Raw genomic sequence first — 20,838 nt, 5'->3', positions numbered from 1 at the left:
CCCCCTAATCCTGGAACGCGAGCACGGTGGTGAACCCCGCCACGCCCTCGGCGATCCCGGTGCCGACCAGCGTCGTGCTGGGCTCCTTGCGCCCGAAGCCGGGGGAGTACCAGCCCAGCGGCGGGTCGCTCTCGCCGCGGTGCGCCCGCCAGCTCAGCTGCCCGGGCAGGTCGAGCACCGCCGAGCGGGCCTCGCCGTCCCGGCTCCAGGTGAGCCGCGCGCGGTTCCCCGCCAGGTCCGCGGTGATCGCCGGCCCGAGGTGGAACGCCAGTCGCACGGTCCGGCCCGGGCCGCGCACCTCGTCGACCACCCTCAACTCCTTTCGCGCGGCCGTCAGTTCCACCCGGCGGCGGTGCACGGAGCGCGGATAGCCGTCGTGCTCGGCGCTCCAGCGGGCCACCCCCTCGCCGGAGGCGTCCACGGCCAGGACCCGGCTGTGGGCGTGCCGGGTCCACAGGAACGGGCCGCCGGAGACGGACTGGTCGGCACCGTCCAGTTGCAGGGTGTTGTGGCCGAGGGTGGACCGGAAGTACCGCCGCCACTCGGGCTGCCCGTGGTAGCAGAACGTCCCCGGGTCGGCCAGCACGTCGACCCCGTCGTGCCGGACCTCCACGGACAGCGCGTCCGCGTGGGCGTGCGCGGCGATGGACAGGAAGCCGTGCGGGCCGCCGTCGCAGCGGCACCAGATCTCCCCCGGGCCCCGCAGGATGGTCATGCCCGCGTCGGCGAAATGGGCCGGCCGGACGGCCGGGCGGGACAGGGCCGGCGCGGTGCCCGGTTGCCCGTACGGCCGCACGAGCGCGGCCAGCAGCGGGGTGCGCACATCGGTGCCGGTCACCTCCGGCCACCAGGCGAGCCGGCCGAACACGGCGTCCCCGGTGGCCAGCAGCGAGCCCCAGCGGTCGGTGTCCGGGCCGTCCACGACCAGACCGTGCCCGTCGTCGGCGTCGCCCTGGCGCGGCGGCCGCAGCCGGCCGTCCACGACCGCCGCGAGCGCGTCGGTCATCCGCAGCAGCACCAGCCGGACCGACGCGGGCACCGGCACCCCGGCCGCGTCCGCCTCGGCCACCGCGGCCAGGCCGAGCTCCAGCACCAGCCCGTGGTACTCGGTGGCCAGCTCGCGGTTGAGGCCGGAGCCGAAGGTGTTGCTCCGCAGATGGCGTTCCAGCGACCGCAGCGCGTCGGCGCGCCAGCGCGCCGAGGAGGGGAACCACCCGAACGCGCACGCCGCGGCGAACTGCCCCGCGGCCTCGGCGACGACGTGGTTGTTGGCCGAGGACCCCCGGCTGGGGAAGGCCGCGAGCCAGCGCTGGTGGTGCCAGATCTGCCGGAGCGCCACCGGGTTGTCCTCGAACAGGCGGGCCGCGCCCGGCCAGCCGTCGAGCAGCCGCCGGATCCACACCCAGGACAGCAGCCGGATGCCCAGCTCGATGCCGCTGGTCCAGTGCACTCCGCGCAGCGGCGCGTTGGCCGCCCACCACGACCGCAGGTGCCCGGCCACCCGCTCCGCGTACCGCTCGTCGCCGGTGACCGCGTAGGCCGCCGCGAGCACGGTGAGGTACTGGTGCCGGGACAGCTCCCAGATCTGCTTGACGTCCCCGACGGCGTCCTCGTCCCGGTAGGGCACGTCGAAGGCGTACGCCCACGGGGCCCGGCGCCCGGTCTTCGGGTCGTGGCACCAGTCCGGGTCGGCCAGGTCGTCGCGGACCACGCCGAAGAACCCGGCCTCTCCGGCCAGCAGCCGGTCCGCCTCGGCGACGAGCCGTTTCGCGGCGTCCGGCGGCACCGCGGCGACCGCGCCCGCGGGCAGCACCGCGGTGAACCGGGCGCCGGTCACCCTCGGGCAGTCCGGCCGCGCCGTCCGCCACCGCCGCCTGCGCACCGCGTCGCCCACCCGGCCGCCGACCTCCCGCGGCCCCATCCGGGACAGCCGCCGCAGGTACCAGCCCGCGCTCGTGGTCATCGGGCCCCCGCCAGGGTCACCGGAGCCCCGCCGGCCAGGGCGGTCCGCACGGCGAGGGTGGCCGCCGTGGTGGCGACCAGCGACTCCAGCGGCACCGGCATCGGACCGCCGGTCCGCACGGCCCTGACGAAGGCGGCCAGTTCGGCGGACTGGCCCTTGTCCCGGGCCTTGGGCAGCCGCGAACTGACCCACCGCTTGCGGCCGTACACCGAGGCGCGGACGAAGTCGTCGAGCCGCAGCACCCTGCCGTCCGCGACCAGATCCAGCGTCTCCTTCGGGAAGCCGGGCGCGCCGTTGGTGACGTAGCTGACGGTGGCGGTGGACCCGTCCGGGTAGCGCAGGACGACCTGGAGGTCCTCGTCGCCGGGCGCGGCGACCGCGTGCACCGAGACCGGATCGGCGTCGAGCAGCCAGCTCGCCGTGTCGATGAAGTGCCCGCCCTCACCGGCGAACCGGGAGCCCTCGGTGTTCTGCCGGAGGTACCAGCTGCCCTGCGCGAGCCGGCCCGCGTTGACCAGGTAGCGCAGGCTCGCCGGACCGGTCCGGGCGCCGAACCGCTCCCTGGCCTCCCGCAGCAGCGGCGCGAACCGGCGGTTGAAGCCCACCTGCAACCGGTCGTTGCCGGACTCCTCCACCGCCGCGACCACCCCGGCCAGCTCGTCCTCGGTGAGCGCCAGCGGCTTCTCCACGAACACCGCCTTGCCGGCCAGCAGCGCCCGCCGGGTCAGTTCGGCGTGCGAGCTGTGCCGGGTGACCACGAACACCGCGTCGACGGACTCGTCGCCGAGCACGGCGTCGAGATCGGTGGTCGCCCCGGCGAAGCCGAACTTCCGCTGCGCGTTGGCCGCGGACAGTGCCGTCGTGGTGACGACCGTGGACAGCTCGACGCCGTCGCGCCGCGCCAGGTGCGGCAGCAGCATCGACGTCGCGTAGTTCCCCGCGCCGACGAACGCCAGCCGCACCGGCGACCCGGCGGCCCGGCGCGGGGCGGCCGCCGGGCCGCCCGGCCGCCGCACCGCGGGCACGGCCACCGCCGGGGCCGGCGCCCCGGCCGTGTGCCCGGGGTACCGGAACAGCACGGCTACCGCCTTCAGCCCGCCGTCCTCCAGGCTCCGGTACGTCTCGACGGCGTCGTCGAAGTCGGCGACGTGGGAGACCAGGGGCTCCACGTCGACGCTGCCGCGGGCGACGAGGTCGAGGAAGCACGCCAGGTTGCGGCGCTCGGTCCAGCGCACGTAGCCGATCGGGTAGTCCCGCCCCTGGAGCTCGTACTCCGGGTCGTAGCGGCCGGGACCGTAGCTGCGGGAGAACCGGACGTCCAGCTCCTTCTCGTAGTACGCGTTCCACGGCAGGTCGAGGCTGCACTTGCCGATGTCGACGACCCGGCCGCGGTCCCGGCTCAGCCGCGCGGCCAGCTCGACGGGCTGGTTGCTGCCGCCTCCCGCGGCCAGGTACACCTGGTCCACGCCGTGCCCGCCGGTGAGATCGGCGACGGCGCTCTCCACGGCCGCCGAGGCGGGATCGCCGCAGGCCGCCGCGCCCAGCCGCTCGGCCAGCTCGCAGCGCACCGGATCGGGGTCGGCCCCGACGACGCGGACGCCCGAGGCGGCCAGCAACTGCACCACCAACTGCCCGATCAGCCCGAGGCCGATGACCAGCGCCACCTCGCCGAGCCGCGACTCGCCCTGCCGGACGCCCTGCAACGCGATCGACCCCACGGTGCCGAAGGCCGCGTGCCGCGGCGCGAGACCGTCCGGCACCCGGGCGTAGAGGTTCTTCGGCACCCAGTTCAGCTCGGCGTGCAGCGCGTGCTCGTTGCCGGCGCAGGCCACGAGGTCGCCGACCGCCACGTCGTCGATCCCGGCGCCGACCTGCTCGACCACCCCGCACAGCGAGTAGCCCAGCGGGGTGTAGGAGTCCAGCTTGCCCATCACCTTGCGGTAGGTGGCGGGCACCCCGTTGACGGCCACGCTCTGCACGACCTTGGCCACCTGGTCCGGCCGGGAGCGGGCCTTGCCCAGCATCGACATGCCGGCCTCGGACACCTTCATCAGCTCGGTCCCCGTGGATATCAGCGAGTAGGCGCTGCGGACCAGCACACCGCCCGGCTTGCACCCCGGCACGGGCACGTCGAGCAGCGCCAGTTCGCCGCTCTTGTAGTTCTGCACAACCTGTTTCACCCGATGTCCTCGTCCTCTTGTCTCTACGCCGTCACGGAGGAGCCCTGGCCGGACCCGGAGGTCGCGCCGCGGTACCAGTACTCGAGGGTCAGCACATGCCACAGATGCTTGGAGTAGTCCCGGTGCCCGGCGGCGTCCTCGGCGACGAGCCGGGCCAGCGCGTCGCGGCGCAGGAACCCGGAGCGGACCAGCACGCCGTCGTGCACCACCTCGCGCACCAGCGGCGCCAGGTCCCGGCTCATCCAGGCGCGCAGCGGGGCGCTGAACAGGCCCTTGGGCCGGTACACGATCTCCCGGGGCAGGACCGAGCAGGCCGCCTCCTTCAGCACCGCCTTGCCCTGCCGCCCGACGATCTTCCGGTCGCCCGGCACGGCGAACGCCGCCTTGACCACCTCGACGTCCACGTACGGCACCCGCACCTCGGTCGACGCGGCCATGCTCGACCGGTCCGTGTACGCGAGGTTCAGACCCGGCAGGAACATCCGGGCGTCGCCCAGGCACATGCGGTTGACGAAGTCGTCGAGGTCGTTGTCCCGGTAGACGTCCGCGTGCTCGGTCAGCACGTCCCCGACCGTCCCGGCCAGGTCCGGATCGACCAGGGCGAGCAGCTCGTCCCGGTCGTACATGGTGTAGCTGCGCCGGAACGCGGTCTCCTCCGGCAGATCGGCGAAGGAGAGGAACCGCTTCGCGAACCGCACCGACCGGTACCCCCGGCGGGACGAGGCGACCGGCAGCCGGTCCACGGCCCCGGCCAGGCCGCGCCGCAGGGGCCGCGGGACGCGCTGGTAGCGCAGCGCGAGCAGGTTCGCCAGGTGCTTGCGGTACCCGGCGAACAGCTCGTCGGCGCCCATCCCCGAGAGCATCACCTTGACGCCGGCCTCCCGGGCGGCCGAGCAGATCAGGTACGTGTTGATCGCGGCGGGGTCGCCGATCGGCTCGTCCAGGTGGTACGTCATCCGCGGCAGCAGGTCGAGCACGTCCGGGGCGATCTCGATCTCGTGCAGGTCGACGCCGAACCGCTCGGCCACCCGCCGGGCGTGGCGCAGGTCGTCCGGCATCGCCTCGAACCTGGCGTCCTCGGCGCGGAACCCGATCGTGTACGCGGAGATCCCGGGCCGGTCCCGGGCCGCCAGCGCGGTCAGGTAGCTGGAGTCCAGCCCGCCGGAGAGGAAGGTCGCCACGGGCACGTCGGAGATCAGATGACGCCGGGTCGACTCCTCGACGACGGCCGCGATGTCCGGCCGGTCGCCGTCCCGGGCGCGGTCCCGGGCCTCGGCGGCGACGTCCCTGAGGCTCCAGTACCGGCCGCGTTCCACCCGGCCGTCGGGCCGGCACCGCAGCCAGCTCCCCGGCGGCAGCTTCTCCGCCTCGCGGAACGCGCACCGCGAGTCCGGCACCCAGTAGTACAGCAGCGAGGCCACCAGCGCCGCGTGGTCCACCTCCAGCGATCCGCCGGCCACGGCGGCGAGCGCCTTCAGCTCGGAGGCGAACACCAGCCCCGTGCCGCGCCGCAGCAGGAACAGCGGCTTGACGCCGAGCTGGTCGCGGGCGAGCACCAGCTCCCCGGTCCGCTCGTCGAAGACCCCGAACGCGAACATGCCGCGCAGCCGGGGCAGGCAGTCCGTGCCCCAGCGCCGCCACGCCTCCAGCAGCACCTCGGTGTCGGAGGTGCCGCGGAAGCGCACCCCGGCGGCCGCCAGCTCGGCGCGCAGCTCGGGCGCGTTGTACAGCTCGCCGTTGTACGTCAGGACCAGGCCGCCCGAGGCCATCGGCTGGGCGCCGGTCCCGGACAGGTCGACGATGGCCAGCCGGCGGTGCCCGAGGTGGACCTCGCCGTCACCGAGGGGATGGCTGTACCGGCCCGACCCGTCCGGACCGCGGTGGGCGAGGGTGTCGGTGAGCCGGTCGGTCACGGCCTTCCCGTCCGGCCACCGGTACGTGCCTGCGATGCCACACATGTCCTACCGTGCCTCCTGGTCGCTGTCCGGGACCGCGTCCGCCCAGACGGGCAGCCGCTCCCTGCGCCGCCGGCCCGGCCCGATCCGCCGGGCCGGCCGCTCGTTCCTGCCGCGCGGCGCGGTGCGCAGCCCGTCCCACAGCGTGCCGTCGGTCCGGTCACGCGGATCGGGGTCGATCAGCACCACACCGATCACCGCGATGTCCTGGTCCGCGAGCTGCCGCGCCACGGTGTGCAGCCAGGCGACGCTGCCGTGCCCGGCACGCACCACGAGCACCGTCCGGGTGCCGAGGTGCGGCAGGTCGGTCCACGCCGTGCCGGGCGCCACCGAGCCGACGCCGAGCCGGCGTTCCTGCGGCGACCCGGCCGCGGCGCGCTCCGCGCCGACCACGGCCGGGTCGCCCGGCTTCGGGCGGCGGCCGGAGAGCTGCGGGCCGGGCAGCCCGTCGACGACCACCACGGGCCCCTGGGCCGCCAGGGCCCCGGCGAGGTCCAGGGCGATCGTGCTCGCGCTGCGCGCACAGCCCAGTTCGAGCAGCGACACCGGTTCCGCGGAGTCGCGCACGGTGCGGGCGAGCGACGTGGTGAGCCGTTCGCGGGCCGCACGCACCCGGCGGCGCCCCCACAACCGGGCCGGGCGGCAGGGCAGTTCGGCGATGACGGAGGCGTCGAGGTGTGCCGCGATCTCCCGGCGCAGCACGGGGCGGTCCGCCACCACCGCGCCGACCGCGGCCACCGCGAGCCCGAGCGCGAGCCCGAGGACGCACCCGACGACGGCGTCGGTGGCGGCGGTCCTGGGCAGGGAGGTCCGCACCGGACGCGGGGCGTCCACGACCTGGGTCCCGGCGATGAGCTGGGGCGTGCCGACGCGCGCCTCCGCGGCACGCTGGCCGAAGTCGGCGATCCGCGAGGTGAGTTCGGCCCGGCGGGCGAAGAGCGACTCCATGTTCGCCGACGCCTTCGGCCCGTCCTGCGACGATCCGTCCTCGATCGCCTTGTCGACCTGGGCGAGGTCGTCCCGGATGCGGTCGCGCTGGCCGAGCAGGGCCTTGGCCTCGGCGTCCGCGGCCTGCCGTATCCGCCGCACGTGGTCCGCGACGAACGCGCCGGCCAGCGCGTCGGCGCGGGCCACCGCCGCCGCCTCGCTGTCTCCCGTCACCGTGATCTGCAGCAGGTTGTTGGTCAACCCGGCGCCCGCGTACTCCCGCATGAAGTCCTCCGGTTTCTCGGAGGACTCGAGGGAGCGCAGCGCCTGGCCGGCGATCCGGGTGGTCTGGAGCAGCCCGACGTCGGTGCGGATCAGCGTCCCGGGGTCGTTCGGCTGGTCCTGCTGGTGCGCGACCAGCACCTTGGTCACCGCGGTCGGCGGCGGCGGCAGCAGGACCGCCACCGCCACCCCGGCGAGCAGGCCCAGCAGCGCCAGGGACGCCCAGAGACGGCGCCGCCTGCGTACCGCCACCACCAGCGCGTGCAGGTCCAGCAGCGGAACGGCGGACGACGGCTCCGCGGCCGTACGCGCCGTCACCTCGCCCCTTCCCTCGCGTCGTCGCCCACCGCGAGGGCCGGCGCGGCGGCGGCCCGGGGACGGCGGCCGGCCGGCCGCGTCGCGGGGGCCGGGAGCGGGCCGGCGACGACGACGCCGACGACCTCGTGCCGGGCGTCCGCGCACGCCTCGGCGATGCCGGCCAGCTCCGCCGCGGTCCAGTTGCCCGGGCTGAGCACGACCAGGGCGCCGGACTCGGCACCCCGGTCCGGCACCATCGGCCGGTTCACCGGCACCTCCACCACCCGCAGCAGCGGATCGCCGTCGGCCTCGGCCGCGAGCCGCCCCGCGGCCCGGCGGGCGAGCTCGTCCCCCTCCGGGACGACGGCCAGCAGCCGCCGGGGGGCCGGCGACCGGTCCCGCAGGCGCGCGCACACCCGCCGGCAGCGGATCAGCCCGCCTGCCTCGTCGCCGGACGCGCGCGGCGCGGGCGCGTCCCACCGGACGTCGACGCCCAGCAGCCGGCGGACCCGGTCCCGCGCGCCACCGCCCTCCGCGCGGAGCGCGGCCCGTTCACCGGGTACGTCGACGGTGCCCAGCAGTGCCGAGCCCAGTGCCGCGGCGATCTCCGGTTCGGTGCGCAGCCGGCGGCTCATCCGCGCGGCGGCGAGGTGGCCGATGACCGCGAGCAGGAAGAACGCCAGCGCCCCGCCGCCGACGAGCTGCGTCGTCGTCGGCGGCGCCTCGCCGGCCGGCCGGGCCGCGGGCCCCATGACGACCATGCTGCCCTGGTCGGCGGCCGGGTCGGCCCGCTCCAGCTTGTCGACGGCCTCCTGGAGCGCGGTGCGCAGCTTCGCCAGCTCGGTCCTGGTCTGCACGCTCTCCACGCTCTGCCCCGGACCGGCCGCGTCCGCCAGCTTGGTGATGCGGCGGCTGGTCCGCATCACGAGCTGCCGCAGCGCCTCGGGCCGCCCCGCCCCGTCCGGGTCCCCGCCGTCCCCCGCGATCCGCGCGGCGAACGCGACGAACTGCCGGGCCACCTGGTCGGAGAGCTGCTGCGCGCGCTCCGGGGTGTCCGCCGTGCCCGAGATCCTGATGATGTTCCCATCGGTGGCCTTGGCGCCGACCCGGTCCCGCAGCTCGCCACCGTCGACCCCGGACCAGCCGAGCGCGGCGGCCGCGCGGTCGACCACCACGGAACTGGTCGCGATCTCCGTCTGGGTCAGCAGCTCGCGCTCCTCCCACGCCCCCGGCAGCAGCACCGATGCGGATGTCGTGTACCGGGGCGGGAACAGCAGCGAGGCGCCGTAGCCGACGAGCGCGCCCAGCACGGCGAGGACGGTGAGGAGCCGGTACCGCCGACGGATGATCCGTCCGACCGTGGCCAGGCGGATGGTGTCATCGCTCAACGACGCGGCCTCTTCCCCGCCCGGCCCGGACCGCCCGCCCGCACCGGACCCCGGTCCCCGCGGACGGCGGCGTAGGCGGCGAGGAGCGAGGCCTGCGAGTTGCGCCACGAGAGCGGCCCGCCGATCCGCTCCTGGCCGATCTTGCCCATCTCGTTCCGCTTGTCCGGATCGTCCAGCAGCAGCGCGATCAGCGCGGCGAACCGGGACTCGTCGTTCCCGGGCGCGTAGACGGCGGCGTCACCGGCGGAGACCCGCGCCTCCCGGAGGTCGAACGAGACGATCGGCTGGCCCATCACCATGTACTCCAGGACCTTGTTCATGGTCGACACGTCGTTGAGCGGGTTGTGCGGGTCGGGGGAGAGGCACACGTCCGCGGTGGACAGGTAGCGCGCCAGGTCCGCGTCCGCGATGCGGCCGGTGAACTGCACCTGGTCCGTGAGCCCGAGCCGCCGGGACAGCTCCACCATCGCGTCGAAGGTGTCGCCGGCACCGACGAACACCGCGTGCCAGTCGGTCCGGCCCAGCTCGTCGCGCAGCTTCGCGAGGGCCCGCAGCGCGTAGTCGACGCCGTCCTGCGGACCCATGACGCCCAGGTAGCAGAGCAGATGGGGCTTGCCGCGCTTCAACTCCGGCTCGGGCGGCACCGGGTGGAACCGCTCGACGTCCGGTGCGCTGCGCACCACGAAGACGTCCTCCGGCCGCCGGCCGCCGCGGCGCACCGCGACGTCCCGGTAGCTCTCGTTCGTGGCGAGCACGACGTCCGCCACCCGGTAGGTCATCCGCTCCAGCGCGCACACGGCCCGGTAGAGCAGGTCCTCACCGCGGTCGAACCGGGAGAGGTACAGCTCGGGCACCAGGTCGTGCTGGTCGAAGACGAACCGCGCCCCGCGCCGCTTCAGCCACAGCGCCGGCAGGAACAGCAGGTCGGGCGGGTTGCAGGCGTGGACCACGTCGACCGGGCCGATCTTCCGGGCCAGCCGGAACGTGTGCCACAGCGCCGTCCCGTACTCCCGCAGGTAGCCGGCCGGCCCACCGGTGGCGGCGTCCAGCGGGTAGCGGTGGATCCGCACCCCGTCGATCACCGCCTCCGGCTCCGTGTCCCGCTTGCTCCCCCGCGGACAGATGACGTGCACCGTCCAGCCGGCGTCGCGCAGCGTCGTGCACTCCTGCCACACCCGCCGGTCGAACGGCACCGAGAGGTTCTCCACCAGGATCAGCGCGCGCCGGACCGGCCGGCCGCCGCCGTTCGTGTCACCAAGCAAGGCCCATGTATCCCGGTTCGGCCCGGCGCACATCGGCGTCGGGAAGGCGGACGAGGTCGACGATCAGCGGACCGTCGCCGTGCGGCAGCGCCGACAGCACGGCCGGGTCCCTGGTCCCGACCAGGCACACCTCGGCATGGTCCAGCACCTCCTCGACGGAGTCCGCGAGGAGCTGCGCCAGGTGCGGCAACCGGGTCTCGATGTACTCGCGGTTCGCGCCGAGCAGCCGCGAGAGGCTCACGTTGGCGTCGTAGATCCGCAGGTCGTAGCCCTTGCCGAAGAGCCGCTCCGCCAGCTCGACGAGCGGGCTCTCGCGCAGGTCGTCGGTGCCGGGCTTGAAGGACAGCCCGAACAGGCCCGCCCGGCGCTTGCCGGTGCGCTCGACCAGCTCCACCGCGCGTTGCAGGTGGTCGGAGTTGGAGGGCAGCACATGGGACAGGATGGGCACCGAGACGTCGGCGCGCTGTGCCGCGTGGACCAGGCTGCGCAGGTCCTTGGGCAGGCACGAGCCACCGAAGGCGAAGCCGGGCCGCAGGTAGGCGGAGCTGATGTTCAGCTTGCGGTCGGCCAGGAAGACGTCCATCACCTGGTGCGAGTCGACCCCGAGCGCCTGGCACACCGCGCCCAGCTCGTTCGCGAAGCCGATCTTGAGACCGTGGAACGCGTTGTCCGCGTACTTGATCGCCTCGGCCGTCGGGACCGGCACCCGGAACACCTCGCCGGGCAAGCCGTCGTACAGCGCCCGCACCGCGTCGCCGCTCGCCGGGTCCAGCTCGCCGATGACGGTCTTGGGCGGGTCGAAGAAGTCCCGCACGCTCGTGCCCTCGCGCAGGAACTCCGGGTTGACCGCGACCCCGATGTCCACCCCGGCGGTGCCGCCGACGTGCTTCTCCAGGATCGGCACCAGCAGGTTCAGACAGGTGCCCGGGAGCATGGTGCTGCGGAACACGACGGTGTGCCGCCCGCCCCGCTCGGCCAGCGCCGCGCCGATCTCGGCGGTGACCCGCTCCAAGTACGTGGTGCACAGGCTCCCGTTGGGCTCCGACGGCGTGCCCACGCAGACCAGCGAGATCTCGCTGGCCGCGATCGCCTCGCGGACGTCGCGGGTGGCGCGTAACGCGCCGGTCCGCACGACGTCGGCGACCAGTTCACCGATCCGTTCCTCGACCACCGGGGCCCTGCCGTCGTTGACCAGGTCGACCTTGACCTGGTTCACGTCCACCCCGACGACCTCGTGCCCCATGCTGGCCAGGCACGCGGCCGACACGCAGCCCACGTAGCCGAGCCCGAAAACGCTGACCTTCATCTCCCGTTCCTCCCCCCAGGCAGGCCCCTGCGGCCCGCGGTCCGCGCACCGGCCGGACGACGGCCCCCGCACATCAGTAGGCCCCCTGTCCGTAGAACACCGCGCGCAGCGTCTTCCACAAGATCACCGTGTCCAGGGCCAGCGACCAGTCCTCCACGTACCGCAGGTCCAGCCGGACCGCCTCCTCCCACGACAGGTCGCTGCGCCCGCTGATCTGCCACAGGCCCGTGAGCCCCGGTTTGACCAGCAGGCGCCGCCGGATGTCCGGGTCGTACGCGGCGCACTCCTCCGGCAGCGGAGGCCGTGGACCGACGAGCGACATCGATCCGGTGAGCACGTTCAGGAGCTGCGGGAGCTCGTCGAGCGAGTACCGGCGCAGCACCGTTCCGACCCCGGTCACACGCGGGTCCCGGCGGAGCTTGAACAGCGGGCCGGCGCCCTCGTTGCGGTGGGCCAGCTGGGCACGTGCCCCGTCGGCCCCGACGACCATGGTGCGGAACTTGTACATGGTGAACTCGTGGCCGTCCTTGCCGACCCTGCGCTGGCGGTAGAACGCCCCGCCCCGGCTGTCCGCCACCACGAGCAGCCCGACGAACACCATCAGCGGTGCGAACAGCACCAGCAGGATCGCCGCGCCCAATCGGTCGACGACGCCTTTGACCGCCCGCCGGCCGCCGGTGAAGGTCGGCATGCTGACCCGCAGCAGCGGTATCCCGAGCACCGCGTCGATGTGCAGCCGCGGGCCGGCCACCTCCATCAGCACGGGGGCCACGACCATCTCGGCGTCGCTGCCCTCCAGGTTCCAGGCCAGCCGCTGCAACCGGTCCGGGGACCAGTGCGGGTCCGGTGTGACCGCGACGACACGGTAGCCGTCGCGGCGGACGTGGCCCGCGACGTCCGCCAGCGGGCCGACGACCGGCACGCCGTCCAGTTGGTCGCCGTCGAGCCCGGGGCCGTCCGTCGTGCACACCGCGTCCACCCGCCAGCCCAGGTGCGGGAACTTGCGGGTCCGGGTGATCAGGTCGCGCACGGTGGCCGGGCTCCCGGCGGCGAGCACCGGTCTCAGGCACCGGCCGTCCTTGCGCTGTCTGTGCAGCCAGAGGCGCAGCAGGTACCGCGTCGTCATGGTGACGAGCGCGATCGCGGGGATCGCGACGAAGATCCAGAGCTTGATGTTGCGCGAGGTCAGGGCGATCCCGCCGAGCGCCAGGACGACGGTCGCCGCGAACAGCGAGCGCCCGAGCCGGCGGAACTCCTCGGCGCCCTGGCCGAGTACGGCCGGGGCCCAGGCCCGGCCCACCGCCAGCGCGCCCAGCACCAGCACTTCGGTGCCGAAGGCGAGGATGCCCCACTTCTCGTGCCAGTTGGCCGCGTCCCGGGCCCCGAAGAAGTCGCCGATCGCCGCCACGACGAAGGCGGTGGCGACCGTGTCGCCGATGATCACGGTACGGCGGTACCGCTGCTCCCAGTCGGCCGCGGGTCGGCCGATCGCCCCGTCCGCCAGACGCTCGCGCGCCGACGGGAACGGGCTGACTACACCCCCCTGCCGCACAGAACCCCCCAGGTCCCCAGTGGTCCGACGTGTTCGCCCAGCACTGTTCCTCCCCCCGGGAGGCCCTCGCCCCCCCGCACCGTTCCTCCCCTCGGGGCCCCCGCCCCCGTACCGCGCTGCTCCTCCCCGCGGGCGGCCCCCGGCTCCGCGCGCGGGTCGCCCCGGCTGTCGTGGAACTGTTCGGACACTCCACCCGGGCGGCAGCGGAGGCACGGCTGCCGGATCTCCTGGGTGTGCCGCAGCCCGTCGCGGAACCTCGGGTGCCCCCACACCCAAACCCCTCAGGGCCCGAAATTCGATCATCCCCACGTCTGGCGCCGGGGACGTGACTTCTGGCTTTCCGCAACGCCGGACCGATAGATCGTCAATGGTCGCCTCGTGTGCGCTGAAGCACGGTCAATCTAGACCATCGGAACCGAGATGGAGAGAGGATGTGTGTAATTCGTGTTCAAGCTTTGAGACTTGGTCCACGGTCCGGTCACCCCCTTCGGGCGCCCGACGTGGGCAGTGTCGATTGCCCGGGGCGACGAATCGCACACTTGATCGTGTCGATGTCCTACGGCATGCCCAAAGGGGAGCGGGCCAGGCTTTATGACCGCGCCGGCCGTCTGTGCGCCGTTGGCCACCTTGATCGAAATACCCGGCGCCCGCCGGTGCGGAGAGGTCGGCGAAAGGCCCGAGAACATGGCCTGAACCGGGTCTCCGGGGCACGGTGATCGACTGCGCATATTCCAGGAGGTCTTGCGCGGGGAATGTGTGGACCAACCGGCCGGTCGTCGTCCGCATTCCGCGATCATGGAAAGGCGGAAGAACGGGAGTCGCCCGGGCGGGTGCGACTCGGTCCGCGCTTACGACTCGGACCGGCCTGTACAGCCCGTCGACGGGAACGGTCCAGTAAATGTGACCAGCATCACATTCTATGGAGTGATGGTCGATATGGGGCTTATATACCGCCCAACCGGGCGGCCTGACCGTCCATTCGGGCCCCGAAAGGGGGGTGGCGCACCGCCCGGCCTTCGATTTGGTGCCGGACCGCCCGGACTCCCGCGTGGGTGGCGGTACGCCGGTGCGGCCGCGCTCTGCCGGTGTCCCGCCGGCCGTCCGCGGAGCCGCCCGGGGTCAGGGACGGGCGGCGGGCCGCCCCGCCTTTCAATACCGCGCCGTGCGGACGGCGGCGCCGCACGGACCGCTGCGAATTGAATTCTCCGGCCGGACAACGTGACGCGGTAAGGCGCCTGTAAGACCGTCACCGGCCACGGTGAAGGCGATTGATTTAGTCCAGGTGCCGGATAACACTGGATTACGCAAGGGGGGACGACCCCCGGAAAGGAGGTGAAGGAATCATGGGTCTCAAGATGACGATGACCACCCGCTGCTCGGTCTCCCTGCGAAAGGAGCAGCTGCGGATGGTCGTCATCGTCGTCGTCCTCGTGCTCTGGAGCTTGCTGGCACAGGCGCACGGGGGTACGACGACACCGGTAGACGCGCTGTTCGGGCGCATCTGAGGGATGTGAGGATCCCTCGCGGAGGGCGGTTGCCGAGGCGGGCAGCCGCCCTTTCGCCTTGCCAGGCTAGCGCAGGACCGGTGACAGGTGAAGGCTTTCTGCGCATCCGTTCGGCGATCGCCCTTGAAACTGCCCGGTAATTCCACTCGGTGCGGCCGGGCGAATCGGTTTTCGAAGAATTCAGACCGTCAAAATACGCCGGAAGTCCTCGATGCCGTGCTCGTCGGCGGCCGTGACCGGCGAACCCCCCGCCTCGATCCAGGCGTGGAACCGGAACGGGTCGGCGGCCGTGCCGAGGCACCACGTCACCCGGCGCCCGCGCAGGGCCAGCAGCATCAGCGTGGCCAGGGAGGTCTCGAGGCAGGCGGCGCGTCCGGGGTACCTTGCGGCGGCCTGCCGTACCGCGGCCAGGGCCACCGCCCCCTCGGCGGCGGTGGCCTCCCGCCGGCACCAGTGGCGCGAGGTCCAGCGCACCGCCCGCAGCAGCATGCCGAAGGGCAGCCGGATCAGCACCAGGGCGACCAGCAGGCCGAGCAGCGCCAGGGGCGGGGTCCGCCGGGCGGGCGAGCGGCCCGCCCCGGCCGGATCCGCCACGGGAGCGGCCGCCATGGTCACCTCCGCCCCGCCGGCCGCACGCCCGGGACCGGCGGGTGGTTCTCCCACCGCGTCCGACGGGCCCGCCCCGTCGGGCGCGGTGGGGGCACCGCCCGCCGGGCGGGCGGCCAGCAGGCCGCGGTCGAGGAGGTCGTCGGCGAGCCGCCGCGCGTCCCGCCGGATCAGGTCCGGGCCGAGCCCGGGGAAGCGCCGGGCCGCCACGCGTACCCCGGTCTCGAAGTCCCGGCTGCGGCACCACTCCCGCCACAGCAGCCCCGCCACGGGGTTCATGGCGAAGCAGTGGCCCGAGCGGGTGTCCAGCAGCACGGCGTCGCCGTGGGCGCCCGGGCTCTCCTGGACGTGGTCGGGCACGTGCAACCGGATCGTCGCACCCGGGCTCATCGTGTCTCCCCGGCCGCGTGGAGTCCGTCCAGCCACACGTCCACCCCGAGGAGGCGGTTGAGCGCGGGGAAGGGGGAGGCGAGGCCGTGCACGGCACCGTCGAGGGCGGCGACGACCCGCGCGGGCTCCACGATGCCCAGGTCGGCCAGCGGCGACCGGGCGAGACGCGTACGGAGGTCCGGCGCCGCCCGGCGGACGCCCAGGTAGTCCTCCGCCGCGTAGGCGCCCTTGGTGCGCCGGTCCAGCACGGCCGCGGGCACCGCACCGGCCAGGGCGGCTCCGAGGAGCGGTTTGACGGTGAAGGGGTCCGCCTTCCCCGGCATCGGTAGGCTCATGGCCGCCCGGACGACATCGCCGTCCAGGAACGGAGCCTGCGGCCACACCCCGAACGGTCTGGCCACATCTACGAGTTGACCGTGCAGGCTCGCCGAGTTGCGCAGCTCGCACAGGGCTGCGCGCACGCCCGGACCCGGCCCCGGCCCGGCGCGGCGCACCTGCCCGGCCCGCTCGGCGGCCAGCTCGGCGAGGTCGCGCCGGGCCCGCGCGGTCAGCCACGAGGCCTCGGGGCCTGGCGGCGGCCACCAGCCGATGGCGTCCAGCCACTGCGGAGGGCGGGGGAGCGGCCGTTCCAGGCGCGCGGCCAGGTCGAGCAGTGCCCGGTCCAGCGGGGTGTGGGCCAGGCGCAGCGCCTGGCGGGCCACCCTGGCGGGGGAGACGCGGCGCAGTCTGCCGAGGGCGAAGGCGTCCCGGGTGAGCCGGCGCACCGCCCGGGACGCGGCCACCTCGCCGAGGTACGCGGGCGGCGCGGTCAGCAGGGCGTCGCCGCCCTCACCCGTCAGGTGGACGCCTCCGCCGCGGGTCGCGATGTGCGTGAGGCGCAACCGGAGCCGGGCGACGATCGCGGTGGACGGATCGGGCTGGTCGGCCCGTCCCCGGGCGTCCAGGCCGGCGTACGGCAGCGAGGCGTCGCCGCCCCGGGTGACGCGCAGCCGGATGCCGGTCGATTCGCGGGCGTGGCGCAGGGCGTGTTCCAGATCGCCCGCCGGCGCCGCGGGGTGGTGGTAGACGAAGGCGTCCAGGGGCCGCCCCCCGTCCGCGGCGAGGATGGCCAGCGAGGTGGAGTCCATGCCTCCGCTGAAGTCGCTGGTGACGTGGGAGGCCTCGCGGACGCGCAGGGCGACGGCCTGTGTCAGGGAGCCGCGCAGGCGGGCCGCCGCGTCCGCGGTGCGGGCGGCGCCGTCGGGTGCGGGGGACACGTGGGCCGACCGGGCGAAGGTGTCCGTGGCCGGGTCGACGCACAGTGTTTCGCCGGGCCCCAGTCGGTGCACGCCCGCGAAACCCGTGCGCGTCCCGAGGAGTTCGGGCACCGCGGGGCAGACGATGTGCGCCGTGAGCGCCAGCGGGTCCGGGGCCGCGTCCCGGCCCGTCAGGACGGCCACGGCCGTGGCGCGCGTGGAGACCACGGTACGGCCGTCACACCGCGCGTAGTAGAGGGGGAACTGCCCGGCGGCATCGGTGAAGGCGGTGAAGCGACCGCTCCGCTCCGACACCAGCAGCAGGTAGGCCCCCGGCCAGCGGGTCAGCCTCTCCCAGTCGCCGTCCTGCGCCGACCGCGTCACGTCGTCCCGCATCCGCGTGGAACCGGCCAGACACTGGCCCACGGCGACGATCCCGGCCCGCTCGGTGACCGCGGTGCGCACCTCACCGGGGTGCCAGGCCCCCCACGACCACAGCCGCGGGTCGGCGGCCCACATCTGTCTAGCCGGGTCCGGTAAGCGGGGACCCGGCGGCAGGAGTCCGGCGACGGCCGGCCCGGCCGGCAGGCGGACGCCGGGTTCGCCGGTGGCGGACGCCGGGCCGGTCCTGCCGGGACCGACGGGCATGGCGACCACGAGATCCCTACCAGTAGTACTGGGAGTTGGCGTCGGCGTTTCCGTTCGGGGAACTGCCCAGCGTCACATCGCGGACGTGTCCCAGATCGACGAGGGCAGGGGACACATAGGAGATGTCCTCGCCCGGGGGCGGCCCGCCCGGAAGTGTTCCTTTTCCTTCACCGGCCGCACGGTCGGACAGGTACTCGAAAATGGGCTCGTGGAACATCGGGCCGCCTCGGGTCAAGGGCACGGCTGCCTCGTCAGGAAGAACAGGGCACGGGAAGCGGCCTTTTCGGCCACTGGGCACACGCCTGCAGTATGCCACGTGATCTTTCGGCGCAGCCGGGATCCGGCAATCCGCCGGCCCATCGGCTGAGCAGGCGCTTTTCCCGCGGGGGCCGATTCCGTGAACGGCTTCGGCGCGGTCCGGGTTCCGGCGTGCGATTCGGCCGCCGTGCAGTTCGACGGCCGCGGCTCAAGCATTCGAAGCCGATATCACGGCCGGCCCGCGCCCCTTCATTGATTTCGAAGAAAGGGATCCCGGAAAGACGCCCGACCGGATTCGAGTGCCGCGCCGCACCCCTCGCCGGACGTGCGGCCGGCGCCTCCACGGCGTGCCGATGCCCGCGGCGGTGCGTGGCTCCGGTGCGGGGTCACACCGCGTTTCGGGGGCTCTCCTGGCCGCGCAGGCCGAGGACGAGGGCTCCCTGCGCCTCGGCCCTCGTCCTCAGTTCGCTCAGTTCCAGGACGAAGCCGGAGCTCTTGGCCACCGCGCCGGGGAGGGCGAAGCGGTGCAGCGACTCCTCGCAGCCTTCCATCAGCAGCTCGCACTCCGTCAGCTGGCCGCCCACGACCACGACGTCGGGGTTGATGAGGTTGCAGAGCTGGGCGAGGTAGGTACCGAGGGTCCGCCCCGCGTCCTTGATCACCCGCATGCAGACGGGGTCCTGCTCCTTGGCGGCCCGGATGACGTCCTCCAGGTGCTCGAAGTCGGCGGCGCCCGCCCTGGTCCGGGCCTGGCGCACCCGTTGCACCAGCGCTGCGGCGCCGATCACGGTCTCCAGGCAGCCGCGCCCGCCGCACTGGCACATCGCGCCGTCCGGCTCCAGGGTGAGGTGGCCGATCTCCCCGGCCATCCCGCCGCGCCCGCGCAGCAGGCTGTTGTGGATGATGATCCCGGCCCCGACACCGGTGGAGACCTTCACGTAGATCACGGTCTCGGCGTGTTCCCGCTGGCTGTACGTCTGCTCGGCGAGCGCACCGAGGTTGGCGTCGTTGTCGATGGACGCCGGGACGCCCAGCCAGCTCCCCAGGTCCCGCGCCGGGCTGTCGCCGGTCCGCCAGGGGTGGAGTATGGGCTGCGTGAACTCGTTCGTGCGCGGGTCGATCATCCGGGGCACGGCGATGCCGAGGGAGAAGACGTCGGGCAGCGTGCAGCCGGTCTCCCTGACGGCCTCCTGGATCAGGTCCTGCACGGCGGGCCGGGCGCGGTTCCAGCCCCGGCCCACCCCTTCCGAGTTCATGCGGACGGACACCGTGTCGAATTCCTTGTCGAGCCGGCGCGCGACCACCGTGACGTGGTTGAAGCCGAGGTGCACTCCCACGCCGACCAGCTCGGTGGGGACGAGGCAGACCTTGCCGACCCGGCCGGTCACCATGCGTTCCTTTTCGAGTTCCCGGACCGCCGTGGACACCGTGGCCTGGGAAAGCAGGGTGCGCCGGGCGATACCGACCTGGGTGTCGGCCTTGATCGCGATGGCGAGCAGTACCTTCCTGCGGTTCTCATTGCGTTTCGGCGTTCCGCCTAACCCGCCGAAGAACTCACGAATGTCACCCATGACGCCCCCTCGCCCCCCGGCTGCCCCCGCGGTCCGGCCGCTTCGCTTCCCGACCGTAGCAGGTGGATCTTCGAATTGAAGGAGGGGCGGCTTCGATTGGTGCGGCGCTCCCCGCGGCGGTGCGGCGTCCGCAATCTGAACATGATCGATAACCGTGATGGAAATTGACCGAAACTGTCATTCGGATTCCGCAGAACGCATCAAGATGACAACGCAGGGATGGAGCCTGCCCGGTTCTGAGTCCCGGACGGGCCCCGGACCCGGCTACCGAAGGGCGACGTGGTCGGCGGCCGCGTTGACGGGCGCGTCCGCCGGGCTGCCCGCGCAGGACCAGCGCCAGTGGCCCGCGGCGCTCGCGGTGGCGCTCGTCGTGAGGTTCCCGGCCGCGCCGCTGGTCACGGTCTTGACCGTGGTGTGGGCGCTCGTGCCGGACTTCCTGAACTGGAGCTTCACCGGCCGGCCGGCGAGGGCGACGAACGTGGTGGCCGCGTCGGTGGTGGCGCGGGTGAGGCGGCCCCGCACCGTGAGCCTGCCGCCCCTGGCCACCGGTTCCGGGGCCGCGTCCACCGTCAGCCGGGCGGCCTTCGACAGGGCGACGGTGTCACCTGCCGAGACGGCGGCCGAGGAGGTGCCGTTCCGGGCGAAGGACCACCGCCAGGTGCCGGAGGCGTTCGCCGTGACCGTGGTGCGCAGGTTGCCGTCGGTGCCGATGGTGGCCGTCTTCACGGTGCTGTAGGACGTGGCGCCCGACTTCTTGAACCGGAGCACGGCCCGTTGCCCCGCGTACCCGACCAGGACGGGGTGCCCCGTCGCGTCCCACGTCTGCCAGTCCGGTCGCGTGAGCCGCCCCGTGACGGTGAGGGTGCCGCCCTTGCGGACGGGCTCGGGAGCGGCGTCCGCCGTCAGCGCGGTCCGCTTCAGCAGCGGCACGCTGCGGCCGGGCAGCGAGGCGTACTCGGGGCGGGGTACGAGGTGGCCAGTCCGTACCGGATGACGCTCAGGTACACCGGTGCCGCCGAGGAGTTGACCGGCTGCGTCGGGGCGACGATCGAGGTCCCGGTGCACCTGCTCACCGTCTGAGCGGACCGCGTGCAGGTCATGTCGCGGCCGGCGTCGCCTTCCAGGAACCAGCCGCGGCCGCCGATGAGGAGCGCCGCGGCGATGCTCGCGAGGACCTTGGCGCTGTCCTGGATCTCCGCGACGACCGGGACGGTGAGGGACTCCGTGTCGCCCACCACGATGGGCATGCCCCCGTTGATCGAAACGCTCCTGAACGCGGTGTCGTCGTAGTCCGCGTGTGCCGGTGACGCCATCAGCAGTCCCCCCGCGGTGACCACGGCGGTCATCAGCGCCGTACGTCGTGCCTTGCGCCGGCGGACGCGCCGCCCGCCGGCCAGCGCACCGGTCCGGGTCGGTGTCCGGCGGGTGACGGGGGGGGGGGGGGGGGGGGGGGGGGGGGCCCCCCCCGCCCGCCCCCCCCGGGGGGGGCCCCCCCCCGGGCGCGGGCCACGCG

Annotated in this window: 15 protein-coding genes; 1 reads left to right on the top strand and 14 read right to left on the bottom strand. The window is 73.9% G+C overall.

Annotated features, from left to right (window positions below; translation table 11 throughout):
* Positions 1-4: 4 nt before the first annotated feature.
* The 8 genes from ACZ4K2_RS35075 to ACZ4K2_RS35040 form a co-directional block, all read right to left on the bottom strand.
* Complete coding sequence (locus ACZ4K2_RS35075) at positions 5-1,963, bottom strand: heparinase II/III family protein (RefSeq protein ID WP_467480047.1); 1,959 nt, start codon at positions 1,961-1,963, stop codon at positions 5-7.
* On the bottom strand, positions 1,960-4,143 hold the full coding sequence (locus ACZ4K2_RS35070; RefSeq protein WP_467480049.1) for a bi-domain-containing oxidoreductase: 2,184 nt from the start codon (positions 4,141-4,143) through the stop codon (positions 1,960-1,962). The genes ACZ4K2_RS35075 and ACZ4K2_RS35070 overlap by 4 nt, the downstream gene beginning before the upstream one ends.
* A gap of 23 nt (positions 4,144-4,166) precedes the next feature.
* On the bottom strand, positions 4,167-6,101 hold the full coding sequence (gene asnB / locus ACZ4K2_RS35065) for an asparagine synthase (glutamine-hydrolyzing) (protein WP_467480051.1): 1,935 nt from the start codon (positions 6,099-6,101) through the stop codon (positions 4,167-4,169).
* Positions 6,102-6,104: 3 nt separating this feature from the next.
* Complete coding sequence (locus ACZ4K2_RS35060) at positions 6,105-7,625, bottom strand: Wzz/FepE/Etk N-terminal domain-containing protein (RefSeq protein WP_467480053.1); 1,521 nt, start codon at positions 7,623-7,625, stop codon at positions 6,105-6,107.
* Entirely contained in the window at positions 7,622-8,992 is a 1,371-nt protein-coding gene (locus ACZ4K2_RS35055; RefSeq protein WP_467480057.1) for a YveK family protein, read from the bottom strand. The genes ACZ4K2_RS35060 and ACZ4K2_RS35055 overlap by 4 nt, the downstream gene beginning before the upstream one ends.
* Positions 8,989-10,287 carry a glycosyltransferase family 4 protein gene (locus ACZ4K2_RS35050; protein ID WP_467480060.1) on the bottom strand — a complete coding sequence of 433 codons (1,299 nt, stop codon included), beginning with the start codon at positions 10,285-10,287 and terminating at the stop codon, positions 8,989-8,991. Before ACZ4K2_RS35050 ends, ACZ4K2_RS35055 begins: the two co-directional genes overlap by 4 nt.
* The gene (locus tag ACZ4K2_RS35045) at positions 10,244-11,560 is read right to left on the bottom strand and encodes a nucleotide sugar dehydrogenase (RefSeq protein WP_467480062.1); all 1,317 of its coding nucleotides are present in this window, start codon (positions 11,558-11,560) and stop codon (positions 10,244-10,246) included. The genes ACZ4K2_RS35050 and ACZ4K2_RS35045 overlap by 44 nt, the downstream gene beginning before the upstream one ends.
* 73 nt (positions 11,561-11,633) lie before the next feature.
* On the bottom strand, positions 11,634-13,112 hold the full coding sequence (locus tag ACZ4K2_RS35040) for a sugar transferase (protein ID WP_467480063.1): 1,479 nt from the start codon (positions 13,110-13,112) through the stop codon (positions 11,634-11,636).
* A 1,343-nt stretch (positions 13,113-14,455) separates the two neighbouring features.
* On the opposite strand from ACZ4K2_RS35040, the gene ACZ4K2_RS35035 reads away from it, so the two are divergent.
* Positions 14,456-14,617, top strand: coding sequence for a hypothetical protein (locus ACZ4K2_RS35035; RefSeq protein ID WP_467480065.1), 162 nt, complete (start codon positions 14,456-14,458; stop codon positions 14,615-14,617).
* A 180-nt stretch (positions 14,618-14,797) separates the two neighbouring features.
* On the opposite strand, the gene ACZ4K2_RS35030 is transcribed toward ACZ4K2_RS35035, so the two are convergent.
* The 6 genes from ACZ4K2_RS35030 to ACZ4K2_RS35005 all read right to left on the bottom strand — a co-directional run bounded on the left by ACZ4K2_RS35030 (position 14,798) and on the right by ACZ4K2_RS35005 (position 20,671).
* The gene (locus ACZ4K2_RS35030; RefSeq protein ID WP_467480066.1) at positions 14,798-15,613 is read right to left on the bottom strand and encodes a lasso peptide biosynthesis B2 protein; all 816 of its coding nucleotides are present in this window, start codon (positions 15,611-15,613) and stop codon (positions 14,798-14,800) included.
* Complete coding sequence (locus ACZ4K2_RS35025) at positions 15,610-17,496, bottom strand: albusnodin/ikarugamycin family macrolactam cyclase (RefSeq protein WP_467480068.1); 1,887 nt, start codon at positions 17,494-17,496, stop codon at positions 15,610-15,612. The genes ACZ4K2_RS35030 and ACZ4K2_RS35025 overlap by 4 nt, the downstream gene beginning before the upstream one ends.
* A 16-nt stretch (positions 17,497-17,512) precedes the next feature.
* Positions 17,513-17,737: a lasso RiPP family leader peptide-containing protein gene (locus ACZ4K2_RS35020; RefSeq protein ID WP_467480070.1), complete on the bottom strand. Its 225-nt coding sequence runs from the start codon at positions 17,735-17,737 to the stop codon at positions 17,513-17,515.
* 403 nt (positions 17,738-18,140) lie between these two features.
* Positions 18,141-19,325 (bottom strand): ROK family transcriptional regulator, encoded by a 1,185-nt coding sequence (locus ACZ4K2_RS35015; RefSeq protein ID WP_467480071.1) that lies wholly within the window; start codon positions 19,323-19,325, stop codon positions 18,141-18,143.
* 264 nt (positions 19,326-19,589) lie between these two features.
* Positions 19,590-20,255, bottom strand: coding sequence for a hypothetical protein (locus ACZ4K2_RS35010; RefSeq protein WP_467480073.1), 666 nt, complete (start codon positions 20,253-20,255; stop codon positions 19,590-19,592).
* Complete coding sequence (locus ACZ4K2_RS35005) at positions 20,243-20,671, bottom strand: hypothetical protein (RefSeq protein WP_467480074.1); 429 nt, start codon at positions 20,669-20,671, stop codon at positions 20,243-20,245. The genes ACZ4K2_RS35010 and ACZ4K2_RS35005 overlap by 13 nt, the downstream gene beginning before the upstream one ends.
* Positions 20,672-20,838: the final 167 nt, after the last annotated feature.

This window comes from Streptomyces sp. NPDC025833, from assembly GCF_055558055.1.
Note: the sequence above shows the minus strand (reverse complement) of the source record. Positions and strands in the feature narration are given on the sequence as shown.

Coding starts and splice junctions, on each gene's coding strand:
- ACZ4K2_RS35050 (WP_467480060.1), bottom strand. CDS start 10,287: ATGTGCGCCGGGCCGAACCGGGATACATGGGCCTTGCTTGGTGACACG.
- ACZ4K2_RS35015 (WP_467480071.1), bottom strand. CDS start 19,325: ATGGGTGACATTCGTGAGTTCTTCGGCGGGTTAGGCGGAACGCCGAAA.
- ACZ4K2_RS35030 (WP_467480066.1), bottom strand. CDS start 15,613: ATGAGCCCGGGTGCGACGATCCGGTTGCACGTGCCCGACCACGTCCAG.
- ACZ4K2_RS35075 (WP_467480047.1), bottom strand. CDS start 1,963: ATGACCACGAGCGCGGGCTGGTACCTGCGGCGGCTGTCCCGGATGGGG.
- ACZ4K2_RS35035 (WP_467480065.1), top strand. CDS start 14,456: ATGGGTCTCAAGATGACGATGACCACCCGCTGCTCGGTCTCCCTGCGA.
- asnB (WP_467480051.1), bottom strand. CDS start 6,101: ATGTGTGGCATCGCAGGCACGTACCGGTGGCCGGACGGGAAGGCCGTG.
- ACZ4K2_RS35005 (WP_467480074.1), bottom strand. CDS start 20,671: ATGACCGCCGTGGTCACCGCGGGGGGACTGCTGATGGCGTCACCGGCA.
- ACZ4K2_RS35025 (WP_467480068.1), bottom strand. CDS start 17,496: ATGCCCGTCGGTCCCGGCAGGACCGGCCCGGCGTCCGCCACCGGCGAA.
- ACZ4K2_RS35045 (WP_467480062.1), bottom strand. CDS start 11,560: ATGAAGGTCAGCGTTTTCGGGCTCGGCTACGTGGGCTGCGTGTCGGCC.